The 12,324-nt window shown below is 68.1% G+C and carries 11 protein-coding genes; 3 read left to right on the forward strand and 8 right to left on the reverse strand.

The annotated features are described in order from the left end of the window. Positions 1–115 precede the first annotated feature (115 nt). Both DEIPR_RS03105 and dnaJ read right to left on the reverse strand, forming a co-directional pair. The gene (locus DEIPR_RS03105) at positions 116–1,753 is read right to left on the reverse strand and encodes an AMP-binding protein (protein WP_013614377.1); all 1,638 of its coding nucleotides are present in this window, start codon (positions 1,751–1,753) and stop codon (positions 116–118) included. Between the two features lie 305 nt (positions 1,754–2,058). Next, positions 2,059–3,207: a molecular chaperone DnaJ gene (gene dnaJ, locus DEIPR_RS03110; protein WP_013614378.1), complete on the reverse strand. Its 1,149-nt coding sequence runs from the start codon at positions 3,205–3,207 to the stop codon at positions 2,059–2,061. Positions 3,208–3,489: 282 nt separating this feature from the next. On the opposite strand from dnaJ, the gene DEIPR_RS03115 reads away from it, so the two are divergent. Next, positions 3,490–4,065 carry a hypothetical protein gene (locus DEIPR_RS03115; protein WP_013614379.1) on the forward strand — a complete coding sequence of 192 codons (576 nt, stop codon included), beginning with the start codon at positions 3,490–3,492 and terminating at the stop codon, positions 4,063–4,065. A 32-nt stretch (positions 4,066–4,097) separates the two neighbouring features. Here the strand turns inward: DEIPR_RS03115 and trpS are convergent, their stop codons facing one another. The 3 genes from trpS to tdh all read right to left on the reverse strand — a co-directional run bounded on the left by trpS (position 4,098) and on the right by tdh (position 6,804). After that, positions 4,098–5,141: a tryptophan--tRNA ligase gene (trpS, locus tag DEIPR_RS03120; protein ID WP_013614380.1), complete on the reverse strand. Its 1,044-nt coding sequence runs from the start codon at positions 5,139–5,141 to the stop codon at positions 4,098–4,100. 272 nt (positions 5,142–5,413) lie between these two features. After that, on the reverse strand, positions 5,414–5,785 hold the full coding sequence (locus DEIPR_RS03125; protein ID WP_041221920.1) for a hypothetical protein: 372 nt from the start codon (positions 5,783–5,785) through the stop codon (positions 5,414–5,416). Further along, positions 5,782–6,804 carry an L-threonine 3-dehydrogenase gene (gene tdh, locus DEIPR_RS03130; protein ID WP_041222342.1) on the reverse strand — a complete coding sequence of 341 codons (1,023 nt, stop codon included), beginning with the start codon at positions 6,802–6,804 and terminating at the stop codon, positions 5,782–5,784. Before tdh ends, DEIPR_RS03125 begins: the two co-directional genes overlap by 4 nt. Before the next feature lie 204 nt (positions 6,805–7,008). Between tdh and DEIPR_RS14715 the strand changes: the two genes are divergently transcribed. Together DEIPR_RS14715 and DEIPR_RS03135 are read left to right on the forward strand one after the other, a co-directional pair. Continuing rightward, a complete protein-coding gene (locus DEIPR_RS14715) occupies positions 7,009–7,143 on the forward strand; it encodes a hypothetical protein (protein ID WP_013614383.1) in 135 nt (44 codons plus the stop codon). Between the two features lie 82 nt (positions 7,144–7,225). Continuing rightward, positions 7,226–7,666, forward strand: a complete 441-nt coding sequence (locus tag DEIPR_RS03135; protein WP_013614384.1) for a hypothetical protein — start codon at positions 7,226–7,228, stop codon at positions 7,664–7,666. A gap of 66 nt (positions 7,667–7,732) precedes the next feature. On the opposite strand, the gene mqnB is transcribed toward DEIPR_RS03135, so the two are convergent. The 3 genes from mqnB to DEIPR_RS03150 are packed head-to-tail and all read right to left on the reverse strand — an operon-like array spanning position 7,733 to position 12,307. Then, positions 7,733–8,407, reverse strand: coding sequence for a futalosine hydrolase (mqnB, locus tag DEIPR_RS03140; protein WP_013614385.1), 675 nt, complete (start codon positions 8,405–8,407; stop codon positions 7,733–7,735). Further along, complete coding sequence (locus DEIPR_RS03145; protein WP_245532716.1) at positions 8,404–11,358, reverse strand: transglutaminaseTgpA domain-containing protein; 2,955 nt, start codon at positions 11,356–11,358, stop codon at positions 8,404–8,406. The genes mqnB and DEIPR_RS03145 overlap by 4 nt, the downstream gene beginning before the upstream one ends. A gap of 1 nt (position 11,359) precedes the next feature. Continuing rightward, entirely contained in the window at positions 11,360–12,307 is a 948-nt protein-coding gene (locus DEIPR_RS03150) for an AAA family ATPase (RefSeq protein WP_049775052.1), read from the reverse strand. Positions 12,308–12,324: the final 17 nt, after the last annotated feature.

Here is a 12,324-nt window from a genome sequence, read left to right on the forward strand (position 1 = left end):
CCAAGGTGTGCATAGCGTCCCCAGCAGAATGAATATCGTGGTCCGCCCGGGCTGGTGATGCACTCGGGCGGCCGGTCTATGGCCGGTCTATGCAGCGCCGAACCGCTGAGGTGGTTCAGCTTTCGGCGCGCAGCAAGAACCGCTGCACTTTGCCGCTGGGTGTCTTGGGCAGGACATCCATAAAGACAATCTCGCGCGGGTAGGCGTGGGCCGCCAGCTTCGTCTTGACAAAGGAGCTGAGTTCGTCCCCGAGGGCGTCCGAGGGCACGGTGCCTGGCCGCAGTACCACGTAGGCCTTGACCAGCTCGCCGCGCAGCTCGTCGGGCTTGCCGATCACGGCCGCCTCGGCCACGTCGGGGTGGGCCACCAGAGCACTTTCCACCTCAAAGGGGCCGATGCGGTAGCCCGCGCTGAGAATGATGTCGTCCGAGCGGCCTGCGAAGAAGAAATATCCGTCCTCATCGGCCACCACCGTGTCGCCGGCGCGGTAGTAGCGCCCGTCGTCCGTCAGGCGCTCACGGGTGCGGTCGGGAGCCTGGTAGTACTCCGAGTAGAACAGCAGCGGCGAGCGCTCGCGGTCGAAGCCTAGCTGGCCTTCGGTGCCGGGGGGCACTTCCCGGTCGTGCTCGTCCAGCACCACGGCCCGGAAGCCGGGCATGGCCTGACCCATCGAGCCGGGCTTGACCGTGCGCCTGAGCCCCGGATGGTGATGGTTCACTACTGCCATGCCCATCTCGGTCTGGCCGAAGTGGTCGAACAGCTCCACGCCCAGGAACTCCTGCGCCCAGTGGAACAGCTCCGGGTTCAGCGGCTCGCCGGCGCTGGAGGCCACCCGCAGCCGCAGGCCCTCGGGGCGCGGCAGGCCGGACGACCGAATGACCCGGTAGGCGGTGGGAGCGGCCGCAAAGTTGGTGACCCCGTAGCGGCGCATCACGTCCAGTGCCTTTTCGGGGTTGAATGCGGCGCGGTAAAACAGCAGTGTCTTGCCCAGAGCCAGCGGACCCAGGATGCCGTAGTACATGCCGTACGCCCAGCCAGGGTCGGCCATGTTCCAGAACACGTCGTCGTCGCGCACGTCCAGCGCCAGGCGCATGTATGCCTCGAAGGAGGCCAGGGCCCGCACCAGCACCGGCACTCCTTTGGGCTGCCCGGTGGTGCCGGAGGTGTACAGCAGCACCATCATGTCGCTTCCGCTGACCCGCACGTTTTCCTGCAGCGGCCCGTGGGCCACCAGACTGGCGTAAAAGCCGTGGTCAGGCCCCAGCTCGTCCTCGTCATTGTCGCTCTCGACCCGAATCACATGAATTCCGCCGATGCCGGCCAGCTTGGGGTCGTTGGCGGCGTCGGTAATCACGATGTGGGCCTGGGCGTCTTCTACCCGCACGCGCACGGCGTCGGGACCGAAGGCAGTGAACAGCGGTACGTACACGGCGCCCAGCCGGAAAATCCCCAGTGCGGCAATCAGCAGGGCCGGGCGCTTGGGCAGCAGCACGGCCACCCGGTCGCCTTTTTTCACGCCCAGGGCCCGCAGCGCGGCGGCAAAGCGGCGCGACTTGTCCTCCAGCGCGGCGTAGCTCAGGCTTTCTTGGTAGCCGAAACCGTTCTCGTAGTTCAGGGCCAGCCGGCCCGGCTCGGCGGCCCAGCGGTCACACAGCAGCGCGGCAACATCGACCTCGTTGCCGCCGTACTGGGCCAGCCAGTCCTGCACCTGCTGCTCGAATTCGGGGGCTGCGTGGGTGTGCGGTAATGTCATAGAGCTCCTTCTTCCGGCTGGATTCGCCATGCGCGGCTGGCCAGCTGTCAGGTATGGTCTGCCGCTTCTCCTTCCTCACACGTACTTGAATGGATATGCGGCTTACGGCCTGACATTCAAGTGGCATGTATGGAGAACTGCCTTACGTTTTGACGACACTGCCAGGATAGTTCACACTCTGGGACGGCTGCAAGTGTGACCGTAGGGGAGACAGCCGGCCTTTCCGCGCCAGCGCCGAGCCGGCTCCGGCTGCATAAAAAAAAGCCCCAGCCGCAGCCGGGGTGGGGGCGGAGCGGAGGAGAAGCTCAGTCGCGGCCGAACAGCTTGCCGATACGCCCGAAGAAACCTTCGCCGCTCTTGTGGGGTACGTCGTCGCCCACAGCCGCCGCGTAAGCTTCCAGCGCCGTGCGGGCTTCGGGGGTGAGCTGGCCGGGGCGCGGCACCACGATGTCGTACTGCACTACCAGGTCACCGTTGCCGGAGCCCTGCAACCGGGGCATGCCCGCGCCCTTGATACGGTACAGGTCACCGTGCTGGGTGCCGGGTTTGACCTCCACCCGCTGGGTACCGTCCAGGGTGGGCACCTCGATTTCGTGGCCCAGCACGGCGTGCGCGTAGCCGATGGGCGCGGTATAGATCAGGTGCTCGTCCTCACGCTTGAGGTACTCGTGCGGTTCCAGCTCAATGTGCACATACAGGTCGCCGTTGCCGCCGGGGCCCTGATGTCCCTTGCCCGACACGCGGATGCGGTACCCCTCATCAATGCCTTTGGGCAGCTTGACGGTGACCTCTTCGTCCTTAAGGGTGTGCCCGCGTCCGTGGCAGACGGTGCAGGGCTCGACAATTTTCTTGCCTTCGCCCCGGCAGTCGGGGCAGACCTGCTGGGTTTCCACCACGCCGAAGATGGTGCGGGCCTGGCCGCGCACCGCGCCGCGCCCTTGGCAGGTGGGGCAGGTGATTGGGGGTTTGCCGCCGGGTTCGGTCTTGCTGCCGCCGCAGTGCTCACAGTCGGTCAGGCGGGCCACCGTGACTTGCACGTCCTCGCCAGCGCGGGCCTGGTGCAGCGTGATACGGGCCTCGGTTTCGATGTCCTCGCCGCGTGGGGGGCCGCGCCGCGCACCCATGCCGCCCGCCATCCCCCCGAACAGCTGCTCGAACAGGTCCATCGGGTCGAAACCGGCGCCGCCCATGCCGCCCATTCCCCCCATGCCGCCAAACGGGTCTCCGCCGGGGAAGCCCCCTGCCGAGGGACCCGAGCCAAAGCGGTCATAGTGGGCACGCTTGTCATCATCGCTGAGCACGGCGTAAGCTTCGCTGATTTGCGCGAATTTCTCACTGGCTCCCTCTTCCTTGTTGCGGTCGGGGTGATATTTCAGCGCCAGTTTGCGGTAAGCACTCTTGATTTCGCTGGCGCTGGCGTCCCGCGCCACGCCGAGTAATTCGTAATAGTCCATAGACTCCCTCTCGCGGCCGCTGCGCCGCCTGCTCTGGAATACGGGGGCCGGGAAGCCCGCCCACCACATGCTGGCTAGCAGGTTAACATAAGCGCACTCAGGTAATGTGCAGCAGACCTGCCCGGTCCAGCCGCCCGGCATTCATGATATTTCCCACAGTTGTGCCGTCAGAGGGCCGTCAGCTCCGTCTCCGTAAGATGACCCGTAGAACTGTCGGAGTAACGGGTGGGCTGCGGCCCAGGAATTCGGCCTGAGGGGCAGGCCAGGGGAGGGGGAAGCGACATGGAACCAGCGTTACTGGGCGCCACCCCAGTAGGTAGTGGCCTGGTGGGAAATGGCCTGCTGAGCAGCGAATTGCTGGGAGCCCTGCGTCTGTTCGGCTCCGCGCTGCTGTGTACGGCGGTGCTGGGGCTGCCGTGGGCTCTGCTGCGTACGCGGGCCCAGCAGGGCCAGTTGCCGCCCCTGCAGCACCTGTGGCCCCTGGCCCTGACCCTGCCGGCTCTGCTGCTGTCGCTGAGCCACGAAGCTGCGCTGCTGGACAGCCTGGGCCGCCTGGTGCCGGCTCAGCAGATTCCCACGGCCAGCGGACAGGCGCTGTTGCTGGCATATCTGGGCGCGGCCGCCTCGCTGTATTACCGGCCCTCCCGCGGCACCTGGATCTGGGCCGCCGTGCTGTGCGCCGTACCCATGCTGCTGGCTTTGCAGGCCATCTGGACCGCCGACGAGTGGAGCAGGGCGGCCAACCGGGGCGAGCAGCTGTTGCCTGCCCTGCTGGCCTGCAGCCTGAGCCTGGGCGCCTGGACCGGTGTGCTGCTGGCCCACCGGCCAGCCCTGCGCGGGCGGCAGGTGGTGGCCTAAGCCAAGTTGCCAGGCAGGTCTTCGGCTTTTCGTCAGTTGCCCTGAAAGTAGTCCAGCCGCATGGCTTTGCGGGCGGCGTCCATCGTCTGGGCGGCCACCTCACGGCCCTTGGCAGTGCCCGCTTTCACGATGCGCTCCACCTCGTCCATATTCTGGGCAAACTCGGCGCGGCGCTCGCGGATGGGGCCAAGCTCGGCTTCCAGCACTTCCAGCAGGTACTTTTTCACCTTCACGTCACCCAGGCCGCCGCGCTGGTAGTGGGCTTTCAGCTCGGCCACGTGCTCGGTGTTGGGGTCAAAGGCGTCGAGGTAGCTGAACACCGTGTTGCCCTCGATTTTGCCGGGGTCTTCCACCCGCAGGTGGCCGGGGTCGGTGTACATGGCCCGCACTTTTTTCGCCAGCTCGTCGGCGCTGTCGCCCAGGTACACGGCGTTGCCCAGGCTCTTGCTCATCTTGGCCTGACCGTCAATGCCGGGCAGGCGGGCCACCGTCCCTTTCGGCACCATCGCCTGTGGCTCCACCAGCACAGGCGCGTAGAGGTTGTTGAAGCGCCGCACGATTTCGCGGGTCTGTTCAATCATCGGCAGCTGGTCCTCACCGACCGGCACCAGGCTGGCCTGAAAGGCGGTGATGTCGGCGGCCTGCGACACGGGATAGACGAAAAAGCCCGCAGGCACGCTTTCGCCGTAGCCTTTTTGGGCAATTTCGGTCTTGACGGTGGGGTTCTGGCGCAGGTGCGACACCGTGACCAGATTCAGATAAAACACCGTCAGCTCGGCAATTTCGGGAATCATGCTCTGCACCACGAAAGTCGAGTGCTGCGGGTCGAGGCCCACCGCCAGGTAGTCCAGCGCCACTTGCAACACGTTGTCGCGGACCTTCTGGGGGTTTTCAAAATTGTCGGTCATCGCCTGCACGTCGGCAATCAGGATGAAGGTGTCGTACTCGGTTTGCAGGCGCACCCGGTTTTTGAGTGACCCGGCGTAGTGGCCGATGTGCAGCGGCCCCGTGGGGCGGTCGCCTGTCAGGATGCGTTTGCGGGCGGGAGGGGTAGCGGTAGGGGTAGGTTCGGTCATGGTCAGTGACTCCTTAGGGATTGAGCAGTCAAGAAAAAAGCGCCCAGCCGCTGAAGAGGCGTGGGCGCAGGCTTTCAGGTCTCAGCCGTGTGCAGCGTGAAAGCGCCCTGGAATCAGGGCCACCAGCGGCGCGGGGCGAAGAAAGCGTTCATGGGGGAGAGGATAGCAGATGCCAGATAGAAGAAAGCAGATGGAGTGGAGTACAGGCCGTGTTTGGACGTTCCTTATCGCGGAGTCGCCGGCGAGCCGTTGGACGCAGGCCAGGGGCTGACTTACAGCCGCAGCGGTTCCAGCTCCCATACGCCGCCACCCGGCAGGCGGTAGCCCCAGCGCCAGCTTTCACCGTCCCGCCAGACCTCACTTACGGCCAGCTTGAGGGCGTCTAGGCGCCCAGCCAGCTCCGGCGTGTGCCAGCTGCCCCAGTCGCGCAGCAGGTCGTCCAGCGTGGTGCCCAGGACGTGGTAAAGGACGTTTTCCAGGCTTGCGGCGTTGAGCAGCTCCGCCACCATCAACCCCGACACCAGGCGCCCTTCTGCGTACACATACAGAATGCCGCCCTCCGCCTGGCAGGTCACTCCCGGCCAGAAGGCGCTCAGGCGGAGCGGGAGCAGGTCCATCAGCCGTGCGGTGTCTCCAGTGTTCACCAGTCCAGCACCACTTTGCCGCTGTGGCCGCTCAGCATGGCGTCGAAGCCCTCCTGGAAGTCGTCGATGCCGTAGCGGTGCGTGATGACGGGGCTGAGGTCCAGGCCACTTTGCACCAGTGCCGCCATCTTGTACCAGGTTTCGAACATCTCACGGCCGTAGATGCCTTTGATGGTCAGCATCTTGAAAATCACGTCGTTCCAGTCAATATCCACCCGCCCCGAAGGAATGCCCAGCAGCGCAATCTTGCCGCCGTGGTTCATCACGCTGACCATCTGGGCGAAGGCCGCGCCCGAACCGCTCATCTCCAGGCCCACGTCGAAGCCCTCGGTCATGCCCAGGCCCTTGGCGGCGGCCCACAGGTCTTCCTGGGCCACATTCACCGTGCGGGTGGCCCCCATCTTGGCGGCCAGTTCCAGGCGGTAGTCGTTGATGTCGGTCACGACCACGTTGCGCGCTCCCACGTGCCGGGCAATGGCGGCAGCCATCACGCCGATGGGGCCGGCGCCGGTAATCAGCACGTCTTCGCCCACCAGGTCGAAGCTGAGGGCGGTGTGGACCGCGTTGCCCAGCGGGTCGAAAATGCTGGCGATTTCGTCGGGCACCTCGTCGGGAATCTTGAAGGCGTTGAAGGCCGGAATCACGACGTACTCGGCGAATGAACCGGGCCGGTTCACGCCGACGCCCTTGGTGTTGCGGCACAGGTGGCGCTTGCCGGCGCGGCAGTTGCGGCAGTGCCCGCAGGTGATGTGCCCCTCGCCGCTGACCCGTTCGCCTATCTGGAAGCCGTGGACCTCACTGCCCATGCCGGCCACCACGCCCATGTACTCGTGCCCGGTGACCATCGGTACGGGAATGGTTTTCTGGGCCCAGTCGTCCCACTTGTAGATGTGTACGTCGGTGCCGCAGATGGCCGAGTGCTGCACGCGGATCAGCAGGTCGTTCGGGCCCACGGTGGGGGTGGGCGCTTCCACCATCCAGATGCCTTCTTTGGCCTCGCGCTTGGACAGGGCCTTCATGGTGCGGGGATAGTCGGCCGGCAGGCGGTCCTGCGCAGGTGTGTGGGGCGTGCTGCTGGGGGTGTCCGGAGTCATGCCGTGCGTCATGGAGCCAGTGTAGTTCAGCCGCCGTGTTCCGCAGTGCGGCCCGGCTGGGCAAGGCCCAATTTTCGGTCAAGGTGCTGTGAACCTGCCTGCCCGGCTGCAGCGGGTAAGCTGGGAGCCATGATCAAGTTCCAACAGCGTGACCCCCAAGACCCCAGCAAGGAATCCGAAGTGGTGCTGGACCTGATGCCGCTGATGCTGTTCAGCGTAGGGTATATCGCCGTCAAGGCCCTGCTGAACGCGTTTGACGTTTGAGTTCTGCGGCTCCCGGCACCCCAGGAGGCCCTAAGCGACCTGTAAAGGTGTGCCCGGGGCCTTTTACGTTAGGCTGGGGAGCATGACCAACCCACCCAACCCCAACACTCAGCAGCAGTACAAGAGCAGCCAGAGCGGGCGCTTCGTGGTGCCTGGCTGGATGAACCTGATCGAAGGCACCCCCGACGCCATCGAGATTCAGCTGGACCTGGACAAGAGCGACCTGAGCCGCACCCAAGCCTGCCTCTTGATCGAGTATTGGGCCACCAACGAGGACATCACCCTGCAGAGCATCCTGCCCGTGCGGGCTTTCGGGGCCAACCGCGACGGCTGGTGCATGCTGATTCCCGCCAAGGGCCGCGTGCTGATTCGCGCCATTGATACCGCGCCCAATCCGCCTTTGCTGGCCAGCCAGTGGATCAACATTGACCCCGCCACCCAGCCTGGCACCACCGTGCATGTGAAAGTGGACTTCCCCGACCCCGCCAAGGCGGCCGCCAACAATTTGCAGCTGAACAACTGACCAGGGTCGGCGCTGACCTGACCCCCCGCAGGAGAGCGTGCGGGGGCGTTTTTTATTCCGCCTGCTTTATTCTTCAGGCCAGTCCGCTGCCAGCAGCCCGCCCAGCCCGCGCCGGGCCGCCTGCAGGGCCGCGCCGATTTGCCAAGCGCTCCGGTCACGTGGCCCCACGAAATTGCTGATGCCGCGTAGCTCCAGCGCGGGCACCCCGGCCAGGGCGGCGGCGTGGGCGACTCCGGCCCCCTCCATACCCTCGGTCAGCGCACCTGGGAAGCGGCGCAGCAGTTCCTCGGCCCGCTCCCGGCTGCCGGTGACCGTGTTGAGGGTAAGCATCGGACCGTAGCCGGCGCCCAGCTGCTGGGCCAGCGCCTGCGTGCCCCCAGCGGCGGCAAAGTCCCCGTAGGCGGCCTGGCCGGGGAGGCTGCCCACGGTCAGCTCCAGCGCAGGCAGGTCCAGAAATGCGGCGCCCGGCCCGCTGCCCAGCTCGGCGCCGTAGTCGGCCTGAATCATCCGGCTGGACAGGGCCAGGTCGCCGGGGCGCAGGCCGGAGGGTGCAAAGGCTCCGGCGATACCCGCGCTGACCGCGAGCCGGGGCCGCCTGGCCGCAGTGGCCTGTGCGGTGGCCAGGGCGGCGGCCACTGGCCCCACCCCGCTGACCACCACGCGGCAGCCCAGCCCACCGAAAAATTCGGCCTCGCCGGCGGTGGCGACCACCAGCAGTACGTCCTGAGGAAGCAGCCTCATGGCCGCTTGACCCCGCGTACCTGCCGGCGCAACTTGGCCAGGTCGGCCGGGCTGGGGTCCGGGCCGTAGCGCAGGCCGTTGTACAGCCGCGCGATGTCGTTCAGCTGCCCAGCCAGCTGTGGGTACCGGGCGGCGGCGCGGCGAGTGTAGCTGCCCGCCGGTTCGCCCGGCTCACGCGGCAGGTCCAGGCGGCGGGTGAGGTCGTCCAGGGCGCGGGCTGCCGGCTCGCTGGGACGGCTGCGGGTGCGCCACACCCACAGCAGCGGCAACAGCGCCAGCCCCAGCAGGCCGCCGAAGCCTGCCCAGTAGCGGCGGCCGCCCACTTCCCCGAAGCCCAGCCCCGCCAGTGCCCCCTGCTGCGTTTGGTCGTCGAAGTTCACCACCAGGTCATACCACTCCAGCTGCAGGCGGTCGTAGCCGCTGCTCAGCCTTTGCCACAGCCCGCGCGCCGGCCGCGCCGAGGTGGTGGCGGCCGGATTGTCCAGCGCCGTCTGGGGGTCGGTGCGGGTGCGGGCCGGGGCCACGGCGGCGGTGGGGTCCACCCGCACCCAGCCCTGCCCCTGCAACCAGACCTCGTTCCAGACGTGCGCGAAGGACTGCCGCACCGTGACCGTCTGGCTGCCGGGGGCTGTTTCGCCCCCCTGGTAGCCGCCCACCAGCCGGGTGGGCACTCCGGCGGCCCGCATCAGAAAACCGAAGGCGCTGGCGTAGTGCTCACAGAACCCGGCCTGGGTGCCGAACAAAAAGGCGTCTACCCGGTCCTGTTCGGGCAGCAGTGGCGGTGAAAGGGTGTAGCTGTAGCTGCTGCTGGCGAAATGGTTGAGGGCGGCCTGGACGCGCTGCTCGGGGGGCAGGCGCTTCCAGCTCTGAGCCAGGGCCAGGGCACGGGGATTCTGGCCCTGGGGAAGTTGCAGGTCGTAGGCGAGGCGGTCTTGCCCCTCATCCGTCCCCACCCGGCTGGGGGCGCTGGTCAGGGCGTAGCGGGTGGCCCGGCTGCCCGGCGCTCCCACCACGCTCAGCGCGGAGGTGACCAGGGTGCCCTGCGGGGCTTGCTGCACGGTGTCCAGCGCCAGCACCCAGGGCTGGCCGCTTGGCTCCTGCAGCAGTGAATAGCGGGAGCTGGGGCCGGTGGGCTGCACGCTGGGAGCGGCCACATTGGCGCGGACCACATTCCATTCCAGCCCGTCGTAAGCCTCGTACACCGGTCCACGCCAGTACAGCTCCGCCTGCGGGGGGACGGCCCCCTCGAAGGTGGCCCGGAACGCCACTGCCGTGTCCTGCGCCAGCTCGGACACGTCGCCGGCCCGCACCGAGCTGCCCAGGCCGGTCTGGGCGCCGCCCTTGCTCTGAAACTGCCACAGCGGCGCCGCCGGACGCGGAAAGAAAAAGAACAGGGTCAACATCAGCGGCAGCGAGAGGGCCGCCAGCGTGAGGCCCGCACGCCAGGCGGGCGGGACCGGGGCCGCTTCCAGGGGCGCGGCGGGTGCGCCGCCCCGGCGGGCAGGCAGCGACCACAGGTGCAGCGCGCCGAGCAGCAGCACGCTGGCGACGAGGGCGTGCCCGGCCTGCAGCGGCGACATGGAGTGCAGAAAGTGCGTCAGGGTAATAAAAAATCCCAGCAACACGACCAGTACGCCGTCGCGGGCGCTGCGGCTTTCGGCCACCTTCAGCGCCAGCAGCAGCGTCAGCAGGTTGGTGCCAGCCTCCAGTCCGACCAGGGTGCCGTAATGCAGATACAGTCCGCCGACGGCAGCGACCGCCAGCAGGGCCAGAGCATTGAGGTGCAGCGCAGAAACTGGCGCTCCGGGCCGGGCCTCACGCCGCCAGGCATAGCCCACCAGCGCCGCCATCAGCAGGGTGGCCCAGACCGGCGTGCGGGTCACGCCGGGCAGGAGCACCCAGGCCACCGCCGCCAGTGTCCAGGGCCAGGCGTGCGGCAGCAAGCGGGCCTGCCAGCCGCTGGGAGATGGCGCGGCCGGCACGGCAGCAGGCGTCAGGGGTTCTACCCGCGCCAGTGCCGCCAGTGCCCGCTGCCGGTGTGCCTCGCCCTGGGCCGTCTCCAGCCGCTCGCCGGGGAGGGTCAGCGAAAAGGGCAGCCCGGCTGCGCTCAGGTCGCGTACCCAGCCGGCCAGCCGCGAGGCGCGGGCTTCCGGGTCGCCGCTCAGGGCGTGCCAGTCGAGCGCCGCTGCCAGGGCCGCCGGGGCGTCGGTCTCGCGCACCAGCAGGCCGCCGCCGGGCAGGGCCTCACGCCCCGCCGAGTGCCGCCAGGAGATGCGCCGGGTCGGGTCGCCCGGCACGTAAGGCCGCAGCCCGCTGAAATCCTGCTCGCCGCGCACCCGCCGCGTGCCCTCAGTGCCGCCCACCAGCGCTTCCTGGGGCGGAGCAGGCGGCTGGGCTTCGGGACGCGGCCAGACCAGCAGCGGTTGTTCGGGTACCAGCGGGCGGGTCACCCGCCATAGGCCCAGCGGGTCGTACAGGCTCAGGCGGGCCTGCGGGTCGTGCGGGCCACGGGCGGGCAGCGGCAGCGACCAGCCCAGGCTGGCAGCGTCGGCCTGCGCTGGAAAGGTAAAGGCCAGGGCGCTTCCCGCGCCCACCACCTCAGCGCGGAACGGGAGGCCGGCCCCCAGCCTACGCAGCTCCAGGCGGTACTCGCCTGCCTCACCGGCTGTGCCGTGTGCGGGAGCCAGCAGCCGCACCTGCGCCTCGCGGGCCTGCCGCGTCCCGTAGGCCGCCGAAGTCACCCACACGCCCGCCAGCAAAAAGGTGAGCGCGTAGCCCAGGCTGAGGTCGTAGTTGATGCAACCTACCAGGCTGACCAGCACCGCCAGCAAGAAGCCCAGGCCGCTGCGGGTAGGGCGCAGCCTGCCGGCGGGGGTGTCCAGCGGGCGAGCCAGTTGCTGCAGGGCCGATGGGAAAGGGGCAGCTGGGGTCATCTTAGGTGGAGGAGTCATCTCAGGGAAGCGGCGTGTCGCGCAGGATGTCTAGGATAATGTCGCGTACTGGGCGCGGGCCGGCCGGGGTGAGACGGTGCCCGGCCAGCGCCGGGAAGACGGCCTGCACGTCTTCGGGCAGGACCATCGCACGGCCCTGCAAGTAGGCCCAGGCGCGTGAGACGGCCAGCAGTGCCAGCAGGGCGCGGGGGCTGAGTCCGGCGTCCAGGTCCGGGTGGTGCCGGGTGGCAGCGGCCAGCAGTTGCAGATAATCCAGCAGCGGCCCGGAGGCGTGGACCTGCTCGGCCTCGGCCTGCGCCGCCAGCAGTGTGGCCGCGTCCATGACCGCGGGCAAGTCGCGCACGCTCTGGCCGCGCCCTCCGGTCTCCAGCAGTTCCCGCTCGGCTCGGGCGTCGGGGTAGCCCAGGGTCACGGTCAGCAGAAAGCGGTCCAGCTGCGCTTCGGGCAGCGGCGAGGTTCCCACGAACGCTGCCGGGTTCTGGGTGGCAATCACGAAAAAGGGGTCGGGCAGCGGCCGGCTCACCCCGCCTTCGGAGACTTGCCGCTCTTCCATGGCTTCCAGCAGGGCGCCCTGGGTTTTGGGTGTGGCACGGTTGATTTCGTCGGCCAGCAGCACCGAAGTGAACACCGGCCCCGCATGAAAGTGGAAGCTGCGCGTCTCGCTGTCCCAGATGCTGACGCCCAAAAGGTCGGCCGGGAGCAGGTCGGCCGTGAACTGCACCCGCCCGAAGTCCAGCCCCAGCGTGCGGGCCAGCGCTCCGGCCAGGGTGGTCTTGCCCACGCCGGGCTGGTCCTCAATCAGCAGGTGACCGCGCGCCAGGATACAGGCCAGGGCCAGCCGCACCTGACCCGGCTTGCCCAGAATGACCCGGTCCAGCTGCTCCAGGCTGCGGCGTATGGCCGTCAGGGTGGGCATGGAGCTGGGGGCCGGCATGGGCGTGAAGGTCATGCCTGGCATGCTAGCCT

The organism is Deinococcus proteolyticus MRP, from assembly GCF_000190555.1.
In the GTDB taxonomy this organism is placed as follows: domain Bacteria; phylum Deinococcota; class Deinococci; order Deinococcales; family Deinococcaceae; genus Deinococcus; species Deinococcus proteolyticus.

What these genes read in the sequence shown, in the direction of transcription:
- DEIPR_RS03105 (WP_013614377.1), bottom strand. Translation starts at nt 1,753, where the DNA reads ATGACATTACCGCACACCCACGCAGCCCCCGAATTCGAGCAGCAGGTG.
- dnaJ (WP_013614378.1), bottom strand. Translation starts at nt 3,207, where the DNA reads ATGGACTATTACGAATTACTCGGCGTGGCGCGGGACGCCAGCGCCAGC.
- DEIPR_RS03115 (WP_013614379.1), top strand. Translation starts at nt 3,490, where the DNA reads ATGGAACCAGCGTTACTGGGCGCCACCCCAGTAGGTAGTGGCCTGGTG.
- trpS (WP_013614380.1), bottom strand. Translation starts at nt 5,141, where the DNA reads ATGACCGAACCTACCCCTACCGCTACCCCTCCCGCCCGCAAACGCATC.
- tdh (WP_041222342.1), bottom strand. Translation starts at nt 6,804, where the DNA reads ATGAAGGCCCTGTCCAAGCGCGAGGCCAAAGAAGGCATCTGGATGGTG.
- DEIPR_RS14715 (WP_013614383.1), top strand. Translation starts at nt 7,009, where the DNA reads ATGATCAAGTTCCAACAGCGTGACCCCCAAGACCCCAGCAAGGAATCC.
- DEIPR_RS03135 (WP_013614384.1), top strand. Translation starts at nt 7,226, where the DNA reads ATGACCAACCCACCCAACCCCAACACTCAGCAGCAGTACAAGAGCAGC.
- mqnB (WP_013614385.1), bottom strand. Translation starts at nt 8,407, where the DNA reads ATGAGGCTGCTTCCTCAGGACGTACTGCTGGTGGTCGCCACCGCCGGC.
- DEIPR_RS03145 (WP_245532716.1), bottom strand. Translation starts at nt 11,358, where the DNA reads ATGACTCCTCCACCTAAGATGACCCCAGCTGCCCCTTTCCCATCGGCC.
- DEIPR_RS03150 (WP_049775052.1), bottom strand. Translation starts at nt 12,307, where the DNA reads ATGACCTTCACGCCCATGCCGGCCCCCAGCTCCATGCCCACCCTGACG.